Here is a 20,658-nt window from a genome sequence, read left to right on the forward strand (position 1 = left end):
TCTCCTGAGACCGCCGCGGGCTGGGCCGCCTGGCTGAGGGCGCTGGCGTCCACGATGGCGCAAAAAACGTCGCCCTGCCTCACGACGGTGCAGCCGCCGCCGGGCGCGGGCGGCTGTTTTGGCGATTTTTTGCACAACCAGACGGCGGGGCTGAACCGATTTGCACAACGCCGCGGCGGCAGAGGACCTGGCATAATTAATGCTTATCTCTTAGCGGGATTACCACAAAGTGAGTACAACCGGAGGGGATAGCCATGATTAAAATTACGCTACCTGACGGGCATTATTATGACGAGATGCTGACCGCGCAGGGTGAACAGCGGCCGCACTATAATGCCTGGTGGCAATGGTTTCGCAACACCGATCAATTCTCTATCCGGCAGAAAAAAGCGCAAGCGGAACTGCTTTTTCACCGTATCGGCATCACCTTTAACGTTTACGGCGAGGATGAGGGGACCGAGCGGCTGATCCCGTTTGATAGCGTGCCGCGGATCATACCTGCCGGGGAGTGGCAGCGCATTGACCGCGGCATACGCCAGCGGGTGAAAGCGCTGAACGCCTTCCTCTATGACATCTATCATGAGCAGAATATCCTGCGCGCGGGGCTGATCCCGGCCGAGCAGGTGCTGGCCAACGAGCAGTATCAGCCGTGCATGCAGGGCATCAACCTGCCAAACAACACCTATGCCCATATCACCGGCGTCGATATGGTGCGCAATAACGACGGTCAGTACTACGTGCTGGAGGATAATCTGCGCACGCCGTCCGGCGTCTCCTACATGCTCGAAAACCGTAAGATGATGATGCGCCTCTATCCGGAGATGTTCGAGCAGCATCACATTGCGCCGGTGGAGCGCTACCCGAGCTACCTCCTGCAGACCCTGCGCGAAAGCTCGCTGGTGGATGATCCCTGCGTCGTGGTGATGACCCCGGGTCGCTTCAACAGCGCCTACTTCGAGCACAGCTTCCTGGCGCAGCAGATGGGGGTCGAGCTGGTGGAGAGCGCCGATCTGTTTATTAAAAACGGCGCGGTGTATATGCGCACCACCGAGGGGCCGCGGCGGGTGGATGTGATTTATCGCCGCATCGACGACGCCTGGCTCGACCCGCTGGCCTTCCGCGCCGATTCGATGCTCGGCGTCCCGGGGCTGCTGTCCGTCTATCGCGCCGGCGGCGTAGTGCTGGCCAACGCCATCGGCACCGGAGTGGCTGACGACAAATCGATCTATCCGTACGTCCCGGAGATGATCCGCTTTTACCTCGGCGAACAGCCGATCCTCAGCAATATCCCCACCTGGCAGTGCCGGAAAGCGGAGGACCTGCGCTACGTGCTGAGCAATCTCGAGCTGATGGTGGTCAAGGAGGTCCATGGCGCCGGGGGCTACGGCATGCTGGTCGGCCCGCGTTCGACTAAAGAGGAGCGAGAGGCCTTCCGCCAGCGCCTGCTGGCCAATCCGGCCAACTATATCGCCCAGGACACCCTTGCGCTGTCGACCTGCCCCACCTTCGTTGAGGAAGGTCTGTCGCCGCGACATATCGATTTACGGCCCTACGTGCTGTCCGGGCAGGAGATGCGGCTGGTGCCCGGCGGCCTGACCCGCGTGGCCCTCACCGAAGGGTCGCTGGTGGTCAACTCGTCGCAGGGCGGCGGAACCAAGGATACCTGGGTGATGGAGGATGACGCATCATGCTAAGTCGTACGGCGAGTGAACTGTTCTGGATGGCCCGCTATCTCGAGCGGGCGGAGAGCTACGCCCGGGTGCTGGACGTGACCTGGAAATTATCAATGATCCCCCGCCACAGCCAGCAGTCGCGGGATCTGGCGCTACCGCTGAATTTGTCGATGACCCACGAGTTGTTTCAGGCGCGCCATGCCCGCTTTACCATGAGCAATCTGCTCAACTTTTTTGCCCTTGATGGCAACAACCCCTGCAGTATTTACAGCTGCGTGGAGATGGCGTGGAACAACGCGCACGCGGTGCGCGGCAGTCTGTCGGCCGAAGTGTGGGAGAGCATCAATGCCACCCGCATTGAACTGCGGACCCTCCGCCAGCAGGGGCTGGGCGAGCTGGGGAGCGACGGCTTTTTTGAGTGGGTGAAAGAGCGGGTGCATCTGTTTCGCGGGGCAGTGATCGGCACGCTGCTGCGCAACGACGCCCTGAGTTTTATCGGTATCGGCACCCTGATTGAGCGCGCCTTCGCCACCACCCAGCTGCTGCTGATTAAGGATCAACAGCTGACCAACGACCCGGACCCGGTGCGGGAATACTACCGGCTGGATACCCTGCTCAATGCGGTCAGCGCCCGCGAAGCCTACAACAGCCTCTACCGCCAGCCGGTCAGTCGCGAAACGGTGATGGAGCTGCTGATCCTGCGCAACGATATTCCGCGTTCGCTGCGCGCCAGCATTGCCGATCTGGTGGGCGAGCTGGAGAAGATCGCTAACGACCGCTCCTATCAACCGCTGCGCCTCGCCCATCAGCTTAACGTTGATCTGCGCTTCAGCACCCGTGACGACCTGGCGCAGGCGGACCTGCAGACCACCCTTAACGGGCTGCTGGCGAGAATTAACGCGCTGTCCGACAGCATCAGACAAACCTATCTGGAGGCCTTATGAAACTGGTCATCGATCATCTCACCCGCTATGGCTACGATGAAGAAGTGAAGTTTTCCACCCAGTATCTGCGCCTGACGCCGCGCAGTACCGCCCGGCAGACGATCACCGCCTGGACGCTGACCCTGCCGGACGGCGCGGCGGTGACCACTACCGACGGCTGGGGCAATGTGCTGCATGTGCTGACGCTGGATAACCCGCACAAGGAGATCACCATCCGCGCCAGCGGGATTGTCGATATCGCCGACGAAGGGGAGGAGACGCGTGATGAAGAGGCCGAGCTGCTGTCGCCGCTGGTTTTTCTGCGCTGTACGCCGCTAACCCGCGCCGATACGGCGATCCGTGAGTTTGCCCAGCGCCTCTATCGTCCCGATGCGGCGGAAGAGAGTCTGAATCAACTGATGGCGGATCTGCTGTTAAGAATGCCATACTCCCCCGGCGCGACCCAGGTGCAGGACTCCGCCGCCGACGCCTTCGCCCGCGCGAAGGGGGTGTGCCAGGATCATACCCATGTTTTTCTCGCCTGCTGCCGCGCGCTGGAGATCCCGGCGCGCTACGTCAGCGGCTATGTCTACAGCGATAACGCCCAGCATGTGGCGATGCATGCCTGGGCGGAAGTCTGGCTCGACGGCCGCTGGCTGTCGTTTGATATCACCAATAATACCCGTCGCCTGAATCAGCATTTACGGCTGGCGACCGGGCTGGATTATCTCGACGCCTGCCCGGTACGGGGCACCCGGCTGGGCGGCGGCGGGGAGATTATGTTAACTAACGCTGAAGTGCGCGAACACAGCCAGCAGGCGCAGCAGCAATAATACGGGAATAACCGCAATGACCTACTGTGTGGCCATGTGCCTAGCGGATGGACTGGTGTTTGCTTCCGACTCCCGCACCAATGCGGGCGTCGACCATATTGCCACTTTTAAAAAGCTGCACGTTTTCCATCAGGAGGGGGAACGGGTGCTGGTGCTGCAATCCGCCGGCAATCTGGCCACCACCCAGAGCGTGATAAGCCTGCTCAGCGCGCGCATCCGTACCCAGCAGGAGCCGAATCTGATGCAGGTCACTTCCCTCTACGACGCCGCGATGCTGATCGGTAAAACGCTGCTGGAGGTGATCCAGCGCGACAGCAGCAATCAGCAGACCTGCAGTAACACCAACTTCAACTGCAACCTGTTGCTTGGCGGCCAGATCGCCGGCGAAACCCATCGTCTGTTCCATATTTATCCGGAGGGCAACTTTATTGAAGCCACCCGCGACACGCCTTATTTCCAGATTGGCGAAAGCAAATACGGCAAACCGATCATCGATCGGGTGCTGACCATCGACACGCCGCTGGAGCAGGCGATGTGCTGCGCGTTGATCTCCATTGACTCGACGCTGCGCAGTAATCTGTCCGTCGGCCTGCCGCTGGATACGCTGCTCTACCGCAGCGGCAGCTTCAGCAGTGCCGGGCAGCATCGCATCACCGACAGCGATCCCTACTTCAACCGCATTCGCAAGGCGTGGTCCGAAGGGCTGTTGCACACCTTCCAGACTCTGCCGACCTGGACGCCAGCGGAGCGGGAAGAGGAGTAGTCGCTGTGACGCTCCGCCGGTATCGTCGGCGCGAAGGCGGGTAAGGCGCTGGAGTCCTTAAGTATCCTCGACCTGGCGGTAAAATTTCAGCAACAGCGGTAAATAAATTAACGACAGGCCGCACGGATTGTAGGCCGGGCAAGGCGCAGCCGCCGCCCGGCACAAAAGCGACGCCGCTGTCCTTGTCCGGCGGCGCTGCGCCTGCACCGGCCTGGATGGCCCGGGGAGGGGTTATCCCATAGGCCCGGCAAGCGCAGCGCCGCCGGATGATGGACCGGTTTAAACACCGCCAACCTGTTGCGCCATGGACGGTATTCTCTTTGTCCTGCTGAACACAAACGCGCTTTTTGGCAAAGCTAAGTCAATTAAATACTTTGTTATTTAACGTGTTATCTCACATCTTCGGTGGGAATGAGGCAACACGGCAAGGTATCGGAAGTGACGGAAAAGAAGACGGCTGTCTATGTGGATGACCAACAGCGCATCCTGATCCGCCAGCTGGCGCGCAGCTGGCTGTGGCGCAGCGAGCTGCCGACCTGGCTGCTGATTGTGACGGTTTACGGCGGCTGGTTTGCCTGCGTGGCGGGCTGGCGGACGCTGGGACTGTTTCCGGCCACGCTGCTGTTGATCTGGTTTACCGCCTGGTATATGTCCTTACAGCATGAGCTGATCCATGGGCATCCCACCCGGCTGGCATGGTTTAACCAGCTGTTGGGGACGCTGCCGCTGGCGGTCTGGTATCCCTATGGCGTCTACCGCGACAGCCACCTGGCGCACCATCGCAACCATCTGCTGACGCACCCTGAGGATGACCCCGAATCGTACTACGTAACGGCGGAAAGCTGGCAGCGCTTCTCAGCCTGGCAGCGCCGCCTTATCCACCTGCGCAACACCTTCTGGGGGCGTCTGCTGCTGGCGCCGATGATGGATATTATTCACACCCTGAACAGCGCGCTGCGGGCTTTCCGCGAGGGCGACCGCCGCGCTATCGCCATGTGGAGTCTGCATCTGTTGCTGCTGACGGGCCTGCTGACCTGGATGGCGGCGCAGGGTTTTTCTCCGCTGTGGTTTGTGCTGGCGGTGAGCTACCCGGCGCTGGCCCTGACCAAAGTACGCTCTTTTCTCGAACACCGCGCCGCGGATGACCCGCTGGCCCGCTCGGTGATCAACGAGGCCGGGCTCCCCTGGCGGGCGCTGTTCCTCAATCTCAACTACCATGCGGTGCATCATGATCTGCCAGGGGTCCCCTGGTACGCTTTACGTCAACTGTATCTGCATCGCCAGGCGGCGTATCTGCAGCGTAATCAGGGGTTCCTGGTGCGCGGGTACGGCGAGTGGCGACGCCATTTTAGCCGCCGGGCGGTAGCGGTGAACGCCCATCCGGGCTTTGGCGAGCAGGCGCAGGCGGGAGGAGAACATGGCTGAACGCATGACCTTTCCGATGTATGCCATCCACCGTCAACAGACCCAGGCCCTGTGGCAGACGGTGCAGTCGCTGCTGGACGAACGCGGCGTGATGGTGGCGGGGGACCCTCCGGCGGCTGACCCCGGGGATCTGCTGGCTCACTGGCGCCAGCCGACGCTGTTGCTGAGCCAGACCTGTGGCTACCCGCTGGTGACCCAATTGCCGGAGGTGCAGACGGTGGGCTGCTTCCACTACGCTGCGCCCGGTTGCGAAGGGCGCCGCTATCGCAGCCTGCTGGTGGTCCGCGAAGCGGATAGTCACCGGATGCTGGGGGACTTTTTTGGCCGTCGGGCGGTGTGCAATGCCGAGCACTCGCAGTCCGGCTACAACGTACTGCGTAAAATGGTCGCGCCGCTCTCCCGGGAGGGGCGTTTTTTTTCAGCGGTGATGTTCAGCGGCAGCCATCGGCAATCGCTGCGCGAGCTGCAGCAGGAAAACGCCGATATCGCCGCCATCGACTGCGTGACCTACGCTCTGCTGCAGCGCCATCAGCCGCAGGCTCTGGCTGGCCTGGTGGCGATCGGCTGGAGCCCGGCCGCGCCAGGGCTGCCGCTGATCACCGCCGGCGCCACCCCGGCGGCAACGCTGAATAGCCTGCGCGAGGCGCTCCAGCAGCTGGTAAGCGATGATCGCTATCGTTCCCTGTGCGACGCCTTGCTGATCTGCGGCTATAGCGATATGTCGCGGGAGGCCTATGCGCCGCTGCTGGCGTGGCGGGATGAAGCCGCGGCGCTGGGGGTCAGCCAGCTATAGGCGAAATGCCCGGGCCAGCGATCTGCGCCGGGGCGGGCTTTAGCGGCTGGCCCCACGGCTGGGCGCTAAGATCCATCCGCAGATAGGAAGAGAGCAGGTCGACAGCCAGCTGGTCGCTCATCAGCTGCTCGTTAAGCTGCTGGCGCAGCCGCGGGATCATCTCTTCACGATAGGCCGGGTCGTTGTTTTATGGATTTGTGATCGGCAACACAAATGACTCTCCAATGGCCGTCGTAAAAGATAAATTACCAGGGTTGATTTTAATCAAAGTATGACCAACTGTGCTATGGCGGAAAAAAGATCGCTGCCTATCGCGACCCAAAAGAAAAATTGTGAATTTAATGTTTCTTTGGTGTAAATAATGACCGTGCATTTTCCCCAACCGCCGGGGATAAAATGTGATGCCCGACCGGCTTGTCATTAAATAATGGCGTTTATTACGTCTGCTTTTTATTCTTTACAGCATTAATTTAATTTTCGGCTTTCTTCTCACCCTGATAGCGCGGTCGAATAACGTACAAAAGGCGTATTTTTTATCGCCATTTCGCCGTCGATGTTATCGCCATCAATTATTTTTATCCCCGCATTCGGCCACGGCAAAAGGCGCGCAAATAGCGTTCATGATGCTTTTAATATATTGATTTTACTTTACTTATTCTGGCTCGTGGATCCTGCTTATCCGCCGCGGCGGAGCCTTTGTGAGAGCTCTCACATAACCCGGCAATTGCGATTTGTTACACTTTCCGCCGTCAACAAAGGAATGAAAGTGAGACGTGATGAATACTTTTTCTCTGCCTAAAACACAGCATCTGGTAGTTTTCCAGGAAGTGATCCGCAGCGGGTCAATCGGGGCCGGAGCAAAAGCGTTAGGACTCACTCAGCCGGCGGTCAGTAAAATTATTGGCGACATGGAGAGTTATTTTGGCAGCGAATTAATCGTCCGGCGAAATACCGGCGTCTCGCTCACCGAGGCCGGGCAGGTATTTCTCAACTGGTCAGAAGCGATCACCCGTGAAATGAAAAATATGGTCAATGAAATGAATGCTCTGACCAACAGCGCGGTGGTGGATGTCTCCTTTGGTTTCCCTTCGCTGGTCGGGTTTACCTTTATGTCGGAGATGGTGCATCAGTTTAAAATGACTTTCCCCAAGGCGCGGGTCTCGATGTATGAGGCGCAGCTCTCCGCCTTTTTGCCGGCAATCCGCGACGGGCGCCTCGACTTCGCCATCGGGACGCTGAGCGATGAGATGAAACTGCAGGACCTGCACGTCGAGCCGCTGTTTGAGTCTGAGTTTGTGCTGGTGGCGAACCGGGCGCGGATCGGCAACGGCACCGTCCGCCTGGCCTCGCTCCAGCACGAGCAGTGGGTGCTGCCGGAGACCAATATGGGCTACTACAGCGAACTGCTGACCACCCTGCAGCGCAGCGGTATCCGCCGTGAAAATATCGTTAATACCGATTCGGTGGTGACGATCTATAACCTGGTGCTCAATGCCGATTTTCTGACGGTGATCCCCTGCGACATGACCACGCCGTTTGGCTCGAGCCAGTTTGTCACCATCCCCATTAAAGAGGCCTTGCCGGTGGCGCGCTATGCGGCGGTATGGTCGAAAAATTACCGGTTAAAAACCGCCGCGGCGTCGCTGGTGGAGATGGCGAAACACTATTCCTCGGGGCAGGGCAACCGCCACTGGCAGCCATTACAAATTATTGCGTAACTGAAAGTCGTTAAATAATCCAACACACGTCCTCGCTGTTATCAGCAGGATGACGCCCGGTCATTGACTTTATATTAAGATACAGAGGCCATAATGCATATTACCTACGATCTTCCGGTATCTATTGACGATATTCTCGAAGCGAAACAACGCCTCGCGGGAAAAATATATAAAACAGGTATGCCCCGTTCGAATTATTTTAGCGAGCGCTGCCAGGGCGAAATATTTCTTAAATTCGAAAATATGCAGCGCACGGGTTCATTTAAAATTCGCGGCGCCTTTAATAAACTGTGCGGTTTAACCGCGGCGGAAAAACGCAAAGGGGTGGTGGCCTGCTCAGCGGGCAACCACGCCCAGGGCGTCTCGCTCTCCTGCGCCATGCTCGGCATTGACGGGAAAGTGGTGATGCCGAAAGGGGCGCCGAAATCGAAAGTTGCCGCCACCTGTGATTATTCGGCGGAAGTGGTGCTACATGGCGATAATTTTAACGATACCCTCGCCAAAGCCAGCGATATTGTTGAACTTGAGGGCCGCATTTTTATTCCCCCCTATGACGACCCGCAGGTTATCGCCGGGCAGGGGACGATTGGACTCGAAATATTAGAAGATCTGTATGACGTGGATAATGTCATCGTGCCCATTGGCGGCGGCGGCTTAATTGCCGGTATCGCGATTGCGATTAAATCCATTAACCCGACAATCCGCATTATCGGCGTGCAGTCGGAGAATGTTCACGGCATGGCCGCCTCCTGGTATGCCGGGGAAATCACCAGCCATCGCCACGCCGGCACCTTAGCCGATGGTTGCGACGTCGCCCGCCCGGGGAAACTGACCTATGAAATCGCCCGCCAGCTGGTGGATGACATCGTCCTGGTGAGTGAGGATGACATTCGCCAGAGCATGGTCGCCTTAATTCAGCGCAATAAAGTGATCACCGAAGGGGCCGGGGCGTTAGCCTGCGCCGCGTTATTAAGCGGCAAACTCGACAGCTATATCCAGAACCGCAAAACGGTCAGCCTGATTTCCGGGGGCAATATCGATCTCTCCCGGGTATCGCAAATTACCGGTTTTGTTGACGCTTAATTCAATACATAAGTGAGGACAGGATATGAGTACGACTGAGAGCATTGCATCCAGCCAGACAAGCCTTTCGTCCTGGCGTAAATCTGACACCACCTGGACCCTGGGCCTGTTTGGCACCGCTATCGGCGCCGGGGTGCTGTTTTTCCCGATCCGCGCCGGCTTCGGCGGGCTGATCCCGATCCTGGTGATGCTGGTGCTGGCCTATCCCATCGCCTTTTATTGCCATCGGGCGCTGGCCCGGCTATGCCTGTCGGGGGCTAACCCCTCCGGCAATATCACCGAAACGGTGGAAGAGCATTTTGGCAAAACCGGCGGGGTGGTGATCACCTTTCTGTACTTCTTCGCCATCTGCCCACTGCTGTGGATTTATGGCGTCACAATCACCAATACCTTTATGACTTTCTGGGAGAACCAGCTGCAGATGCCGGCTCTCAACCGCGGGGTGGTGGCGCTGCTCCTGCTGCTGCTGATGGCGTTTGTCATCTGGTTTGGTAAAGACCTGATGGTCAAGGTGATGAGCTATCTGGTGTGGCCGTTTATCGCCAGCCTGGTGGTGATCTCCCTGTCCCTGATCCCCTACTGGAATAGCGCGGTGATTGACCAGGTCAACCTCAGCGATATCGCCTTAACCGGTCACGACGGCATTCTGGTGACGGTATGGCTGGGCATCTCCATCATGGTGTTCTCCTTCAACTTCTCGCCGATCGTCTCCTCGTTTGTGGTCTCCAAACGCGAAGAGTATGAAGCGCAGTTTGGCCGCGAGTATACCGAACGCAAATGCTCACAGATCATCTCCCGGGCCAGCATGCTGATGGTGGCGGTGGTGATGTTCTTCGCCTTCAGCTGCCTGTTTACCCTCTCACCGCAGAACATGGCGGACGCCAAGGCGCAGAATATCCCGGTGCTCTCCTATCTGGCGAACCACTTTGCCTCGATGTCGGGCACCAAATCCACCTTTGCCACCCTGCTGGAGTATGGCGCGTCGATCATCGCCCTGGTGGCCATCTTCAAATCGTTTTTCGGCCACTATCTCGGCACGCTCGAAGGGCTGAACGGTCTGATCCTGCGCTTTGGCTATAAAGGGGATAAAACCCGGGTCTCCAGCGGCAAGCTCAATACCCTGAGCATGGTGTTCATCATGGGCTCGACCTGGGTGGTGGCGTATGCCAACCCCAATATCCTCGACCTGATTGAGGCCATGGGCGCGCCGATTATCGCCTCGCTGCTGTGCCTGCTGCCGATGTACGCCATTCGTAAAGCGCCTTCGCTGGCCAAATACCGTGGCCGTCTCGACAACCTCTTTGTGACCGCTATCGGTCTGCTGACCATCCTCAACATTGCTTACAAACTGTTCTAATCCAGCTCAGGCCACGCGGAGTACAACATGACTGAATTTCCGGTAGTACTGGTGATTAACTGCGGCTCGTCGTCAATCAAATTTTCCGTCCTGGACGCCGCCAGCTGCGACTGCCTGCTCAACGGCGTGGCCGAGGGCATCAACGCGGAACGGGCGTCTCTCTCGCTCAACGGCGGCGAGCCGGTGGCGCTGGCGCAGCGCGGCTACGAAGGCGCCCTGCAGGCGATTGCCGGGGCATTAGCCCAACGCGACCTCATCGACAGCGTGGCCCTGATTGGCCACCGCGTCGCCCACGGCGGCGACCTGTTCACCGAGTCGGTCATTATTAGCGAGGAGGTTATCAATAACATTCGCCAGGTATCGTCCCTGGCCCCGCTGCATAACTACGCCAGTCTCAGCGGCATCGCCTCGGCGCAGCGGCTGTTCCCGGAGGTGATGCAGGTGGCGGTCTTTGATACCAGCTTTCACCAGACCCTGGCCCCGGAAGCTTTTCTCTATGGTCTGCCGTGGGAGTATTACCAGAATCTCGGGGTACGCCGCTACGGTTTCCACGGCACCTCGCACCGCTATGTGTCCCAGCGCGCCCTGGCGCTGCTCGGGTTGCCGGAGCAGGAGAGCGGCCTGGTGATCGCCCACCTGGGCAATGGCGCCTCGATCTGCGCGGTGCGTAACGGCCGCAGCGTGGACACCTCGATGGGGATGACGCCGCTGGAGGGGCTGATGATGGGCACCCGCAGCGGTGATGTCGACTTCGGCGCCATGGCGTGGATTGCCGGGGAAACCCGGCAGACCCTCAGCGACCTGGAGCGGGTAGCCAACACCGCCTCCGGCCTGCTGGGGATCTCCGGTCTTTCCTCCGACCTGCGGGTGCTGGAGCAGGCGTGGCATGAGGGCCATGCCCGCGCCCGCCTGGCGATTAAAACCTTTGTCCATCGTATCGCCCGCCATATTGCCGGCCACGCCGCGGCGCTGCAGCGTCTCGACGGCATTATTTTCACCGGCGGGATTGGCGAGAACTCGGTGCTGATCCGTCGGCTGGTGAGCGAGCGGCTGGCGGTCTTTGGCCTTGCGATGGACGCCGCCCGCAATCAGCAGCCCAATTCGGCCGGCGAGCGCCTGATCTCCGCCGACGGCAGCCGGGTGCGCTGCGCGGTTATTCCTACCAATGAAGAGCGCATGATTGCCCTCGATGCGATCCGCTTAGGCCGGATCCACACCGCGGCGGCACTGGCCTGACTTTTTATTCTGTAGAGAGACGATGTTCATGAAAGTAGATATCGATACCCAGGATGTACGATACGCCGACGCCTGGCAGGGCTTTCGCGGTACGGCGTGGCAAACGCAGATCGACGTTCGCGACTTTATTCAGCATAACTACACCCCTTACGAGGGCGATGAGTCTTTCCTCGCTAACGCGACGCCAGCGACCACCGCCCTCTGGGAGCAGGTGATGGCCGGGATCCGCGTCGAGAACGCCACCCATGCGCCGGTGGATTTCGACACCAATGTCGCCACCTCCATCACCGCCCACGCGGCGGGCTATATCAACCAGCCGCTGGAAAAGATCGTCGGCCTGCAAACGGACCAGCCGCTGAAGCGCGCCCTGCATCCTTTTGGCGGCATCAAGATGATCAAAAGCGCCTTCGAGGCCTATGGTCGCGAAATGGATCCTGACTTTGAGTATCAGTTTACGGCGCTGCGTAAGACCCACAATCAGGGCGTTTTTGACGTCTATTCCCCGGATATGCTGCGCTGCCGCAAATCCGGGGTGCTGACCGGGCTACCGGACGGCTATGGCCGCGGACGGATCATCGGCGATTACCGACGCGTGGCGCTGTACGGCATTCGCTACCTGGTCCGCGAACGTGAGCTGCAGTTTGCCGACCTGCAGCCGGCCCTTGAGCGCGGCGAGGCGCTGGAGGCCACCCTGCGCCTGCGCGAAGAGCTGGCCGAACAGCGGCGCGCGCTGCTGCAGATGCAGGAGATGGCGGCCCGCTACGGCTGCGATATCGCCCACCCGGCGCGCACTGCCCGGGAGGCGGTGCAGTGGCTCTACTTCGCCTACCTGGCGGCGGTGAAGTCGCAGAACGGCGGCGCCATGTCGCTGGGGCGCACGGCCACCTTCCTCGACATCTATATCGAACGCGATCTGCGCGCCGGTTTATTGAATGAGGAGCAGGCCCAGGAGCTCATTGATCACTTCATCATGAAGATCCGCATGGTGCGTTTCCTGCGCACCCCGGAATTTGATTCGCTGTTCTCCGGGGATCCCATCTGGGCGACGGAGGTGCTGGGCGGCATGGGGCTGGATGGTCGCACCCTGGTCAGCAAAACCACCTTCCGCTATCTGCATACTCTGCACACCATGGGCCCGGCGCCGGAGCCGAACCTGACCGTGCTCTGGTCGCAAGCGCTGCCGGCGGCGTTTAAAAAATATGCCGCCCGGGTCTCTATCGCCACCTCGTCGCTGCAGTATGAGAACGACGATCTGATGCGCAGCGATTTTCACAGCGACGACTACGCCATCGCCTGCTGCGTCAGCCCGATGGTGATCGGCAAGCAGATGCAGTTCTTCGGCGCCCGCGCCAATCTCGCCAAAACGCTGCTCTACGCGATTAACGGCGGGGTGGATGAGAAACTGAAGATTCAGGTGGGGCCGAAAACCGCACCGTTGCGCGATGAGGTGCTGGACTACGGCACCGTGATGGCCAGCCTCGACCACTTTATGGACTGGCTGGCGGTGCAGTACATCAGCGCGCTGAACATCATCCATTGCATGCATGATAAGTACAGCTACGAGGCGGCGCTGATGGCCCTGCACGACCGCGACGTCTACCGCACGATGGCCTGCGGCATCGCCGGCCTGTCGGTAGCGGCGGATTCGTTGTCGGCGATAAAGTACGCCCGGGTGAAGCCGGTGCGCGATCACCACGGGCTGGCGGTGGACTTTGTCATTGAAGGCGACTATCCGCAGTACGGCAACAACGACGATCGGGTCGATGCCATTGCCTGCGACCTGGTGGAGCGCTTTATGCGCAAAATTCAGGCGCTCCCCACCTGGCGTCAGGCGGTGCCGACCCAGTCGATCCTGACCATCACCTCCAACGTGGTATACGGCCAGAAAACCGGCAACACCCCGGACGGACGTCGGGCGGGGACGCCGTTCGCTCCGGGGGCCAATCCGATGCATGGTCGCGACCGGAAAGGGGCGGTGGCGTCGCTGACCTCGGTGGCGAAACTGCCGTTTACCTACGCCAAAGATGGCATCTCGTATACCTTCTCCATCGTGCCGGCGGCGCTCGGCAAAGCCCCGTCAGCGCAGGAAAACAACCTGGTGGGCCTGCTGGACGGCTACTTCCACCACGAGGAGACGGTGGAGGGGGGACAGCATCTCAACGTCAATGTGCTGAACCGGGAAAAGCTGCTCGATGCGATAGAACACCCGGAGCAGTATCCGAATCTGACGATCCGCGTCTCCGGCTATGCGGTCCGCTTTAACGCGCTGACCCGCGAACAGCAGCAGGATGTGATCTCCCGAACGTTCACCAGCCAACTCTGAGCGGCCACCGGGCCACAGGAGAGCCTTTAATGGGCTCTCCTGTTATCATCTTCACATTACCGCAACAAAATAATCACCACTGTTGATCATATTCGCATTTTTGCACCACGCCGGCGCGCAGCGACCGCTAACTGCATCTATGTTTAGCTCACGGGCCGGTACGGATACCGCGTTGTCCGGCTCGCCACGTGATGGCAACCGATCTCCTGACCTGAAAGGGAATGCGCCCTTGCCGGATGCGGCACGGGTTGCCGTCGCGTGCGTACCGACCGGGGCGACTGTTCTCCGGTGTTCCACTCCTTCCTGGCGGGATTTTTGCTTCTTCCACCCTGGCCGTCCTGGCGCTGCGCCAACGTCGGCACCACACGGTAAGTGATATTTTCTGCGTCATTCCATGACGCCAGGCTTTACATCGCTGAGGAATATCCGAATGTCTTTGAAACTGAAAACAATGACGCTTCATGTTGTGATAGCAGGTTGTATGAGCATGGCCTTTTACGCCCAGGCAGACGTGAAGATCGGCGTCGCCGGGCCCTTTACCGGCCCCAACGCCACCTACGGCGCCCAGTACTGGAAGGGGGCCTCGCAGGCGGTGGCCGATATCAATGCCGCCGGCGGCATCAAAGGCGAAAAGATTGTGCTGGTGCAGGGGGATGACGCGTGCGAACCGAAGCAGGCGGTGGCGGTGGCCAACCGGCTGGTGGATGAAGCGAAAGTCTCCGCCGTGGTGGGGCACTTTTGCTCTTCCTCAACGATGCCGGCCTCCGAGGTATATGACGAAGCCGGGATCCTGACCATTACCCCCGGCTCGACCAACCCGCAGATCACCGAGCGCGGCATGAAAGATCTCTTCCGCATGTGTGGTCGTGACGATCAGCAGGGGGCGATCGCCGCCAACTATATGCTGGACGTGCTGAAGGCGAAGAAAATCGCCGTCATCCACGATAAAGACACCTATGGTCAGGGGCTGGCCGATGCCACCCGCGCGGCGCTGGCGAAGCGGGGTACCAAAGAAGTGTTGTACGAAGGCCTTTCCCGCGGTGAAAAAGACTTTAACGCCCTGGTGACCAAGATCGGCGCCCTCAAGCCGGACGTGGTCTACTTTGGCGGCTGCCATCCGGAAGCGGGCCCGCTGGTGCGCCAGATGCGCGAGCAGGGCGTGCAGGCCAAATTCTTCTCCGGCGACTGTATCGTCACCGAGGAGCTGGTCACGGCCGCCGGTGGGCCGCAGTTCACCAACGGCGTGCTGATGACCTTTGGTCAGGATCCGCGCACCCTCCCGGACGGCAAAGCGGTGATCGAGAAGTTCCGCGCCAGCGGCTTTGAGCCGGAAGGTTATACCCTCTACGCCTACGCCTCTATTCAGGCTATCGCCGCGGCCTGGAACGCCGTCGGTACCGATAACGCCAAAGCCAGCGACTGGCTGAAGAGCCACGACGTCGAGACGGTGATGGGCAAGAAAGCTTGGGATGGCAAAGGCGACCTCAAGGTGTCCGACTACGTGGTCTATCAGTGGGGCGACAAGGGCAAATATCACCAGCTCTGATCGGCCACGACCTGAGGACGCTCTGTCCTTTTGACTTGCGAATTGTCACATGACGGCGGTTGACCGGGAACGGAACCCGGCGGCCGTCTGCCTGGCGGCTGGAGGGGCTATGACGGCGTTTTTTCTGCAACAACTGATCAATGGGCTGACGCTGGGCGCAGTGTACGGCTTAATCGCCATCGGCTACACCATGGTGTATGGGATCATCGGCATGATCAACTTCGCCCACGGCGAGGTGTATATGGTCTCCGCCTACCTGTGCGCCATCGGCCTGGCGCTGCTCTCTTTCTTCGGGATCCACTCCTTTCCGCTGCTGATTTTCGCCACCCTGGTGTTCACCATCGTGGTCACCGGCGTATACGGCTGGGCGATCGAGCGCATCGCCTACCGGCCGCTGCGCAACTCGACGCGGCTGGCGCCGCTGATCTCGGCTATCGGGATGTCGCTGATCCTGCAGAACTATGTCCAGCTGAGCCAGGGGCCGAACCAGCAGGGGATCCCGACGCTGCTTAGCGGCGCGTTGCGCATGACGGTGGGCGATGGGGTGGTGCAGATCACCTGGACCAAGGTGTTTATTCTCGTCGCGGCGCTGGTGGGGATGCTTATCCTGACCTGGATTATTCAGTATACCCGGCTGGGGCGCATCTGCCGCGCCACCCAGCAGGACCGGCGCATGGCGGCGATCCTTGGCATCAATACCGACCGGGTGATCTCCCTGGTGTTTGTCATCGGCGCGGCGATGGCCGGTCTGGCCGGCGTGCTGGTGACCATGAACTACGGCACCTTCGACTTCTATATCGGATTTATTATCGGCATCAAAGCCTTCACCGCCGCGGTGCTGGGCGGGATCGGCTCGCTGCCTGGCGCGATGCTGGGTGGTCTGCTGCTTGGGGTGGCCGAAGCCCAGTTCGCCGGGCTGGTGAATTCGGATTACAAAGATGTCTTTTCCTTTGCGCTGCTGGTGGCGATCCTGATTTTTCGCCCGCAGGGGCTGCTGGGACGTCCGCTGGTGGCCAAGGTCTAAGGAGGCTTTATGGGTGAAATTACGCGCCAGCCTGCGCGGGCTATCCAAAACGCGCTGATCGACAGCGTACTGGCCGGCCTTTGCGCGTTAATTGTCTTTGGCCCGATCGTCGGCGTGGTGCTCAAAGGGTATGGTTTTACCCTCGCGCCTGCGCGGGTGGCGATTCTGGTGGCGGTGGTGATGGCCGGCAGGCTGGCGCTCAGTCTGCTGCTGCAGAGCCACAGGGGAAAAGCCTTTATTGCCCGCTTTGAGGGGGCGGATGACGGGGTGTACGTCCGGCCGCCGGGCTACCGCTCGCGGCTGCGCTGGATAATACCGCTGCTGGTGGGGCTGGCCATTGTCTTTCCGTTTCTCGCCACAAAATATCTGCTGACCGTGGCCATTCTTGGGCTGATCTACGTTCTGCTTGGCCTGGGGTTGAATATTGTGGTGGGCCTCGCGGGCCTGCTCGATCTGGGCTATGTGGCGTTTTACGCCATCGGCGCCTACGGCCTGGCGCTGGGCTACCAGTACCTGGGACTTGGCTTCTGGGCGATGCTGCCGCTGGGGGCGGTGATGGCGGCTCTCGCCGGGGCGTTGCTGGGCTTTCCGGTGCTGCGTATGCATGGCGACTATCTGGCCATCGTCACCCTCGGCTTTGGCGAAATTATCCGCCTGGTGCTTAACAACTGGGTGAGCTTCACCGGCGGCCCTAACGGCGTACCGGTGCCATCCCCCACGCTGTTTGGCCTCGAGTTTACCCGCCGGGCCAAGGACGGCGGCATCCCCATCCATGAGTTTTTCCACGTCAGCTACAACCCCAACCTGAAATTCATCTTTCTCTACGCCGTGCTGTGCCTGGTGGTGATGCTGGTGCTGCTGGTGAAGCATCGCCTGACGCGGATGCCCATCGGCCGCGCCTGGGAGGCGCTGCGAGAGGATGAGATCGCCTGTCGGGCGATGGGGCTCAATCACGTGCTGGTGAAGCTCTCGGCGTTTATGCTCGGCGCGTCGACGGCCGGGATCGCCGGGGTGTTCTTCGCCAGCTATCAGGGGTTTGTTAACCCGACGTCGTTCACCTTTTTTGAGTCGGCGCTGATCCTGGCGATTGTGGTGCTCGGGGGAATGGGCTCCACCCTGGGAGTGGTACTGGCGGCGTTTGTTCTGACGGTCACCCCGGAACTGCTGCGCGGTTTTGACGAATATCGGGTGCTGCTGTTCGGCGTGCTGATGGTGATGATGATGATCTGGCGGCCGCGCGGCCTGGTGCGCACCAGCCGCAGCGGGGTTGCGTTGCGAAAAGGAGTCGCGCCATGACCGACAGCATCTTACGCGTTGAGCATCTGATGATGCATTTCGGCGGCATCAAAGCGCTGAATGATGTCAATCTGGAGGTGGAGCGGGGGTCGATCACCGCCCTGATCGGCCCCAACGGCGCGGGCAAGACCACGGTGTTTAACTGCCTGACCGGTTTTTATCGGGCGACGGGGGGCAGTATCGTGCTGCGGGCGCGGGAAAAGGTCACCGATGTTATTCAGGTGCTGGGGCAGAAGCTTCACCCGGACGATTTTCTCCACCCGGCGCAGCTGGGGAGGCGGATCTATTACAAGATGTTCGGTGGCACCCATCTGGTGAACCGCGCTGGCCTGGCGCGCACCTTCCAGAATATACGTTTATTCCGCGAGATGTCGGTGATCGAGAACCTGCTGGTGGCCCAGCATACCCAGGTCAACCGCCATCTGCTGGCCGGGATCCTCAATACCCGTGGGTATCGGCAGGCGGAGAGTCAGGCGCTGGATCGCGCTTTTTACTGGCTGGAGGTGGTGGAGATGGTGGACTGCGCCAACCGTCTGGCGGGGACCCTCTCCTACGGACAGCAGCGGCGGCTGGAGATCGCCCGCGCCATGTGCACCCGTCCGGAGATGATCTGTCTGGACGAGCCGGCCGCCGGCCTCAACCCGGTGGAAACCCAGGCGCTGAGCCGGATTATTCGCTTTCTGCGCCAGCAGCACGGCATTACGGTGCTACTGATCGAGCATGATATGGGGATGGTGATGGAGATTTCGGATCATATCATCGTCCTCGATCACGGGGACGTCATCGCCCGCGGCGCGCCGCAGGCGATCCAGGCCAACGCCAGTGTGATTGCCGCCTATCTTGGCGCTGAGGAAGAGGAGACGCGCCGATGAGCCAGCCTTTGCTTGCCTTTAATGAGGTGGATGTCTTCTACGGGCCGATCCAGGCCCTGAAGCAGGTCTCCCTCACCGTCAACGAGGGGGAGACGGTGGCGCTGATCGGCGCCAACGGCGCCGGTAAATCAACGCTGCTGATGTCGGTCTTCGGCCAGCCGCGCATTGCCGGCGGGGAGATTTTCTATCGCGGGGAGGCGATCAGCCGGAAGTCGACCCACTTTATCGCCAGCAACGGCATCGCCCAGGCCCCGGAAGGGCGGCGCATCTTTCCCGATATGACCGTCGAGGAAAATCTGCTAATGGGGACCATTGCCATTGGCAACCGCTATCAGGCCGAGGACAAGGCGCGAATGTACCAGCTGTTCCCCCGGCTGGAAGAGCGGCGGGGACAGCGGGCGATGACCCTCTCCGGCGGCGAGCAGCAGATGCTGGCCATCGCCCGGGCGCTGATGAGCCGACCGCGCCTGCTGCTGCTGGATGAGCCGAGCCTGGGGCTGGCGCCGCTGGTGGTGAAGCAGATTTTTCAGATCCTGCGCGAGCTGACGGCTCAGGGGATGACGCTGTTTCTGGTGGAGCAGAATGCCCGCCATGCCCTCAACCTGTCGGACCGCGCCTACGTGATGGTGAACGGCCAGATCCGCCTGAGCGGTAGCGGCCAGACGCTGCTCAACGACCCGGAGGTGCGTAAGGCATATCTGGGGATCAGCGGCTGAGGGGGTTATTCCCGCGGTTCGTTACGGGTTTTAATGTGCTGCCAGAAACGTTCGGCGGCCTGGTTAAGCCGCGAGCCGGAGCGGTAGAGCCAGGCGCCGATCGGCAGCGACAGGCTCTCATCGAGGATCGTCAGCCGGCCTTCGTCCAGCTCGCGCTGAATAGAGTATTGCGGCAGCCAGCCCACGCCGTCGCCATTGAGGATCATGCGCTTGAGCAGCTCGCTCATGGAAGAAACAAAGGTGAGAGAGAAGGTGATCTCCGGCGTGCGGTCGATCACCTGGTTCACCTGGCGCCCCATATAGCTGTCGTTGGCGTATTTCATCAGCGGCAGCACGCCGCGATGTAAATGAAACAGCGGGCGGCCATGTTCGTCGCAGGGGGAGACCAGGTGCAGGTAAGAATCAAAAATTTTATGATTAATAAACGGATAGTTCATTAATTCTTCATTATAGAAGGAGAGGATAAAATCGCTTTTTCCCTCTTTCAGGTTAAATACGGCGTCGTTGACGTTAATCGATTCAACATGAAAAGTCTTATTTTTACGGTCGGTGTAACCGGCGATGATCTCCGGCAGTAATAACACCGACAGCGAAGGGGCGGCGTCGATTCTTATTTTCTGGGTAGTGTTATTTAAGCCTTTAATACGGCTGATCTGAAAATCCATGTCATCGAGCATATTTCGCGCATAGCCGACAAAAATTTTCCCGCGGTTGGTCAGCTGCAGAGGGTTGGCGCTACTATCGAAGATGCTGAATCCGAGGGAAGCCTCCAGCGACTGGATGCGTCGACTGAACGAAGACTGAGAGATGTTGCGGGCTTTGGCCGCCAGGGTAAAGCTGCGCGACTCCTCAAGGGCAATCACATCATACAGCCATTTTACTTCCAGATTTGCCAACACCGATCCAGTCCTCAAAAACGCAATAAAGGCTATGCAATTTTAGCATAGCGCATAGAAACTATGCAATTAACATAATTATCGACAGGTGTTAACATTTTTTGGAAAGTTGAGATTTATGAATGCATATCGGCGACCCTACATGAGCACGATATGAAATCGCGACTCACGGTTATTTATT

The 20,658-nt window shown here is 59.7% G+C and carries 18 protein-coding genes and 3 pseudogenes; 17 read left to right on the forward strand and 4 right to left on the reverse strand.

All coding sequences use genetic code 11. The annotated features are described in order from the left end of the window. Positions 1–54: 54 nt before the first annotated feature. From KB892_RS08590 to KB892_RS08620, 7 genes and pseudogenes are all read left to right on the forward strand, one after another. Positions 55–183 (forward strand): annotated as a pseudogene (locus tag KB892_RS08590) (biopolymer transporter TonB); the annotation flags it as partial. A gap of 71 nt (positions 184–254) precedes the next feature. Further along, on the forward strand, positions 255–1,694 hold the full coding sequence (locus KB892_RS08595) for a circularly permuted type 2 ATP-grasp protein (protein WP_004211064.1): 1,440 nt from the start codon (positions 255–257) through the stop codon (positions 1,692–1,694). Beyond that, positions 1,688–2,617, forward strand: a complete 930-nt coding sequence (locus KB892_RS08600; RefSeq protein WP_002910835.1) for an alpha-E domain-containing protein — start codon at positions 1,688–1,690, stop codon at positions 2,615–2,617. The genes KB892_RS08595 and KB892_RS08600 overlap by 7 nt, the downstream gene beginning before the upstream one ends. Then, the gene (locus tag KB892_RS08605; protein ID WP_002910832.1) at positions 2,614–3,429 is read left to right on the forward strand and encodes a transglutaminase family protein; all 816 of its coding nucleotides are present in this window, start codon (positions 2,614–2,616) and stop codon (positions 3,427–3,429) included. Before KB892_RS08600 ends, KB892_RS08605 begins: the two co-directional genes overlap by 4 nt. Positions 3,430–3,445: 16 nt before the next feature. Continuing rightward, positions 3,446–4,192, forward strand: a complete 747-nt coding sequence (locus KB892_RS08610; RefSeq protein WP_002910830.1) for a proteasome-type protease — start codon at positions 3,446–3,448, stop codon at positions 4,190–4,192. A gap of 438 nt (positions 4,193–4,630) precedes the next feature. Continuing rightward, positions 4,631–5,617, forward strand: coding sequence for a fatty acid desaturase (locus tag KB892_RS08615; protein ID WP_032431967.1), 987 nt, complete (start codon positions 4,631–4,633; stop codon positions 5,615–5,617). Next, on the forward strand, positions 5,610–6,410 hold the full coding sequence (locus KB892_RS08620) for a phosphate/phosphite/phosphonate ABC transporter substrate-binding protein (protein ID WP_009484363.1): 801 nt from the start codon (positions 5,610–5,612) through the stop codon (positions 6,408–6,410). Before KB892_RS08615 ends, KB892_RS08620 begins: the two co-directional genes overlap by 8 nt. 40 nt (positions 6,411–6,450) lie before the next feature. On the opposite strand, the pseudogene KB892_RS08625 reads toward KB892_RS08620, so the two are convergent. Then, positions 6,451–6,570, reverse strand: a pseudogene (locus KB892_RS08625) (nitrilotriacetate monooxygenase); the annotation flags it as partial. 297 nt (positions 6,571–6,867) lie between these two features. Further along, a pseudogene (locus tag KB892_RS08630) lies at positions 6,868–7,010 on the reverse strand (hypothetical protein). 176 nt (positions 7,011–7,186) lie between these two features. On the opposite strand from KB892_RS08630, the gene tdcA reads away from it, so the two are divergent. The 5 genes from tdcA to pflB all read left to right on the forward strand — a co-directional run bounded on the left by tdcA (position 7,187) and on the right by pflB (position 14,127). Next, positions 7,187–8,128, forward strand: coding sequence for a transcriptional regulator TdcA (tdcA, locus tag KB892_RS08635; RefSeq protein ID WP_002910764.1), 942 nt, complete (start codon positions 7,187–7,189; stop codon positions 8,126–8,128). 93 nt (positions 8,129–8,221) lie between these two features. Next, complete coding sequence (gene tdcB, locus KB892_RS08640) at positions 8,222–9,211, forward strand: bifunctional threonine ammonia-lyase/L-serine ammonia-lyase TdcB (protein ID WP_002910762.1); 990 nt, start codon at positions 8,222–8,224, stop codon at positions 9,209–9,211. Between the two features lie 25 nt (positions 9,212–9,236). Beyond that, on the forward strand, positions 9,237–10,568 hold the full coding sequence (gene tdcC, locus KB892_RS08645; RefSeq protein ID WP_004145486.1) for a threonine/serine transporter TdcC: 1,332 nt from the start codon (positions 9,237–9,239) through the stop codon (positions 10,566–10,568). A gap of 27 nt (positions 10,569–10,595) precedes the next feature. Beyond that, positions 10,596–11,804 (forward strand): propionate kinase, encoded by a 1,209-nt coding sequence (gene tdcD, locus KB892_RS08650; protein WP_002910759.1) that lies wholly within the window; start codon positions 10,596–10,598, stop codon positions 11,802–11,804. Between the two features lie 28 nt (positions 11,805–11,832). Beyond that, complete coding sequence (gene pflB, locus KB892_RS08655; protein ID WP_062955027.1) at positions 11,833–14,127, forward strand: formate C-acetyltransferase; 2,295 nt, start codon at positions 11,833–11,835, stop codon at positions 14,125–14,127. Between the two features lie 51 nt (positions 14,128–14,178). Here the strand turns inward: pflB and KB892_RS08660 are convergent, their stop codons facing one another. Further along, complete coding sequence (locus KB892_RS08660; RefSeq protein ID WP_004225356.1) at positions 14,179–14,325, reverse strand: hypothetical protein; 147 nt, start codon at positions 14,323–14,325, stop codon at positions 14,179–14,181. 289 nt (positions 14,326–14,614) lie between these two features. On the opposite strand from KB892_RS08660, the gene KB892_RS08665 reads away from it, so the two are divergent. From KB892_RS08665 to KB892_RS08685, 5 genes are all read left to right on the forward strand, one after another. Then, complete coding sequence (locus tag KB892_RS08665) at positions 14,615–15,673, forward strand: branched-chain amino acid ABC transporter substrate-binding protein (protein ID WP_160463744.1); 1,059 nt, start codon at positions 14,615–14,617, stop codon at positions 15,671–15,673. A gap of 109 nt (positions 15,674–15,782) precedes the next feature. Then, the gene (locus KB892_RS08670; RefSeq protein WP_004175489.1) at positions 15,783–16,697 is read left to right on the forward strand and encodes an ABC transporter permease subunit; all 915 of its coding nucleotides are present in this window, start codon (positions 15,783–15,785) and stop codon (positions 16,695–16,697) included. Between the two features lie 9 nt (positions 16,698–16,706). Continuing rightward, positions 16,707–17,993, forward strand: coding sequence for a high-affinity branched-chain amino acid ABC transporter permease LivM (gene livM, locus KB892_RS08675; RefSeq protein WP_004148804.1), 1,287 nt, complete (start codon positions 16,707–16,709; stop codon positions 17,991–17,993). Continuing rightward, entirely contained in the window at positions 17,990–18,865 is an 876-nt protein-coding gene (locus KB892_RS08680) for an ABC transporter ATP-binding protein (RefSeq protein ID WP_004148803.1), read from the forward strand. The genes livM and KB892_RS08680 overlap by 4 nt, the downstream gene beginning before the upstream one ends. Beyond that, entirely contained in the window at positions 18,862–19,581 is a 720-nt protein-coding gene (locus KB892_RS08685; RefSeq protein ID WP_004175491.1) for an ABC transporter ATP-binding protein, read from the forward strand. Before KB892_RS08680 ends, KB892_RS08685 begins: the two co-directional genes overlap by 4 nt. Before the next feature lie 5 nt (positions 19,582–19,586). On the opposite strand, the gene KB892_RS08690 is transcribed toward KB892_RS08685, so the two are convergent. Next, positions 19,587–20,480, reverse strand: coding sequence for a LysR substrate-binding domain-containing protein (locus tag KB892_RS08690; protein WP_072353982.1), 894 nt, complete (start codon positions 20,478–20,480; stop codon positions 19,587–19,589). Positions 20,481–20,658: the final 178 nt, after the last annotated feature.

The organism is Klebsiella sp. P1927 (assembly GCF_018204675.1).
Lineage (GTDB): Bacteria > Pseudomonadota > Gammaproteobacteria > Enterobacterales > Enterobacteriaceae > Klebsiella > Klebsiella pneumoniae.

Bases quoted from the DNA above. Each gene is read 5' to 3' on its own strand.
- KB892_RS08595 (WP_004211064.1), top strand. From the start codon at position 255: ATGATTAAAATTACGCTACCTGACGGGCATTATTATGACGAGATGCTG.
- KB892_RS08600 (WP_002910835.1), top strand. From the start codon at position 1,688: ATGCTAAGTCGTACGGCGAGTGAACTGTTCTGGATGGCCCGCTATCTC.
- KB892_RS08605 (WP_002910832.1), top strand. From the start codon at position 2,614: ATGAAACTGGTCATCGATCATCTCACCCGCTATGGCTACGATGAAGAA.
- KB892_RS08610 (WP_002910830.1), top strand. From the start codon at position 3,446: ATGACCTACTGTGTGGCCATGTGCCTAGCGGATGGACTGGTGTTTGCT.
- KB892_RS08620 (WP_009484363.1), top strand. From the start codon at position 5,610: ATGGCTGAACGCATGACCTTTCCGATGTATGCCATCCACCGTCAACAG.
- tdcA (WP_002910764.1), top strand. From the start codon at position 7,187: ATGAATACTTTTTCTCTGCCTAAAACACAGCATCTGGTAGTTTTCCAG.
- tdcB (WP_002910762.1), top strand. From the start codon at position 8,222: ATGCATATTACCTACGATCTTCCGGTATCTATTGACGATATTCTCGAA.
- tdcC (WP_004145486.1), top strand. From the start codon at position 9,237: ATGAGTACGACTGAGAGCATTGCATCCAGCCAGACAAGCCTTTCGTCC.
- tdcD (WP_002910759.1), top strand. From the start codon at position 10,596: ATGACTGAATTTCCGGTAGTACTGGTGATTAACTGCGGCTCGTCGTCA.
- pflB (WP_062955027.1), top strand. From the start codon at position 11,833: ATGAAAGTAGATATCGATACCCAGGATGTACGATACGCCGACGCCTGG.
- KB892_RS08665 (WP_160463744.1), top strand. From the start codon at position 14,615: ATGGCCTTTTACGCCCAGGCAGACGTGAAGATCGGCGTCGCCGGGCCC.
- KB892_RS08670 (WP_004175489.1), top strand. From the start codon at position 15,783: ATGACGGCGTTTTTTCTGCAACAACTGATCAATGGGCTGACGCTGGGC.
- livM (WP_004148804.1), top strand. From the start codon at position 16,707: ATGGGTGAAATTACGCGCCAGCCTGCGCGGGCTATCCAAAACGCGCTG.
- KB892_RS08680 (WP_004148803.1), top strand. From the start codon at position 17,990: ATGACCGACAGCATCTTACGCGTTGAGCATCTGATGATGCATTTCGGC.
- KB892_RS08685 (WP_004175491.1), top strand. From the start codon at position 18,862: ATGAGCCAGCCTTTGCTTGCCTTTAATGAGGTGGATGTCTTCTACGGG.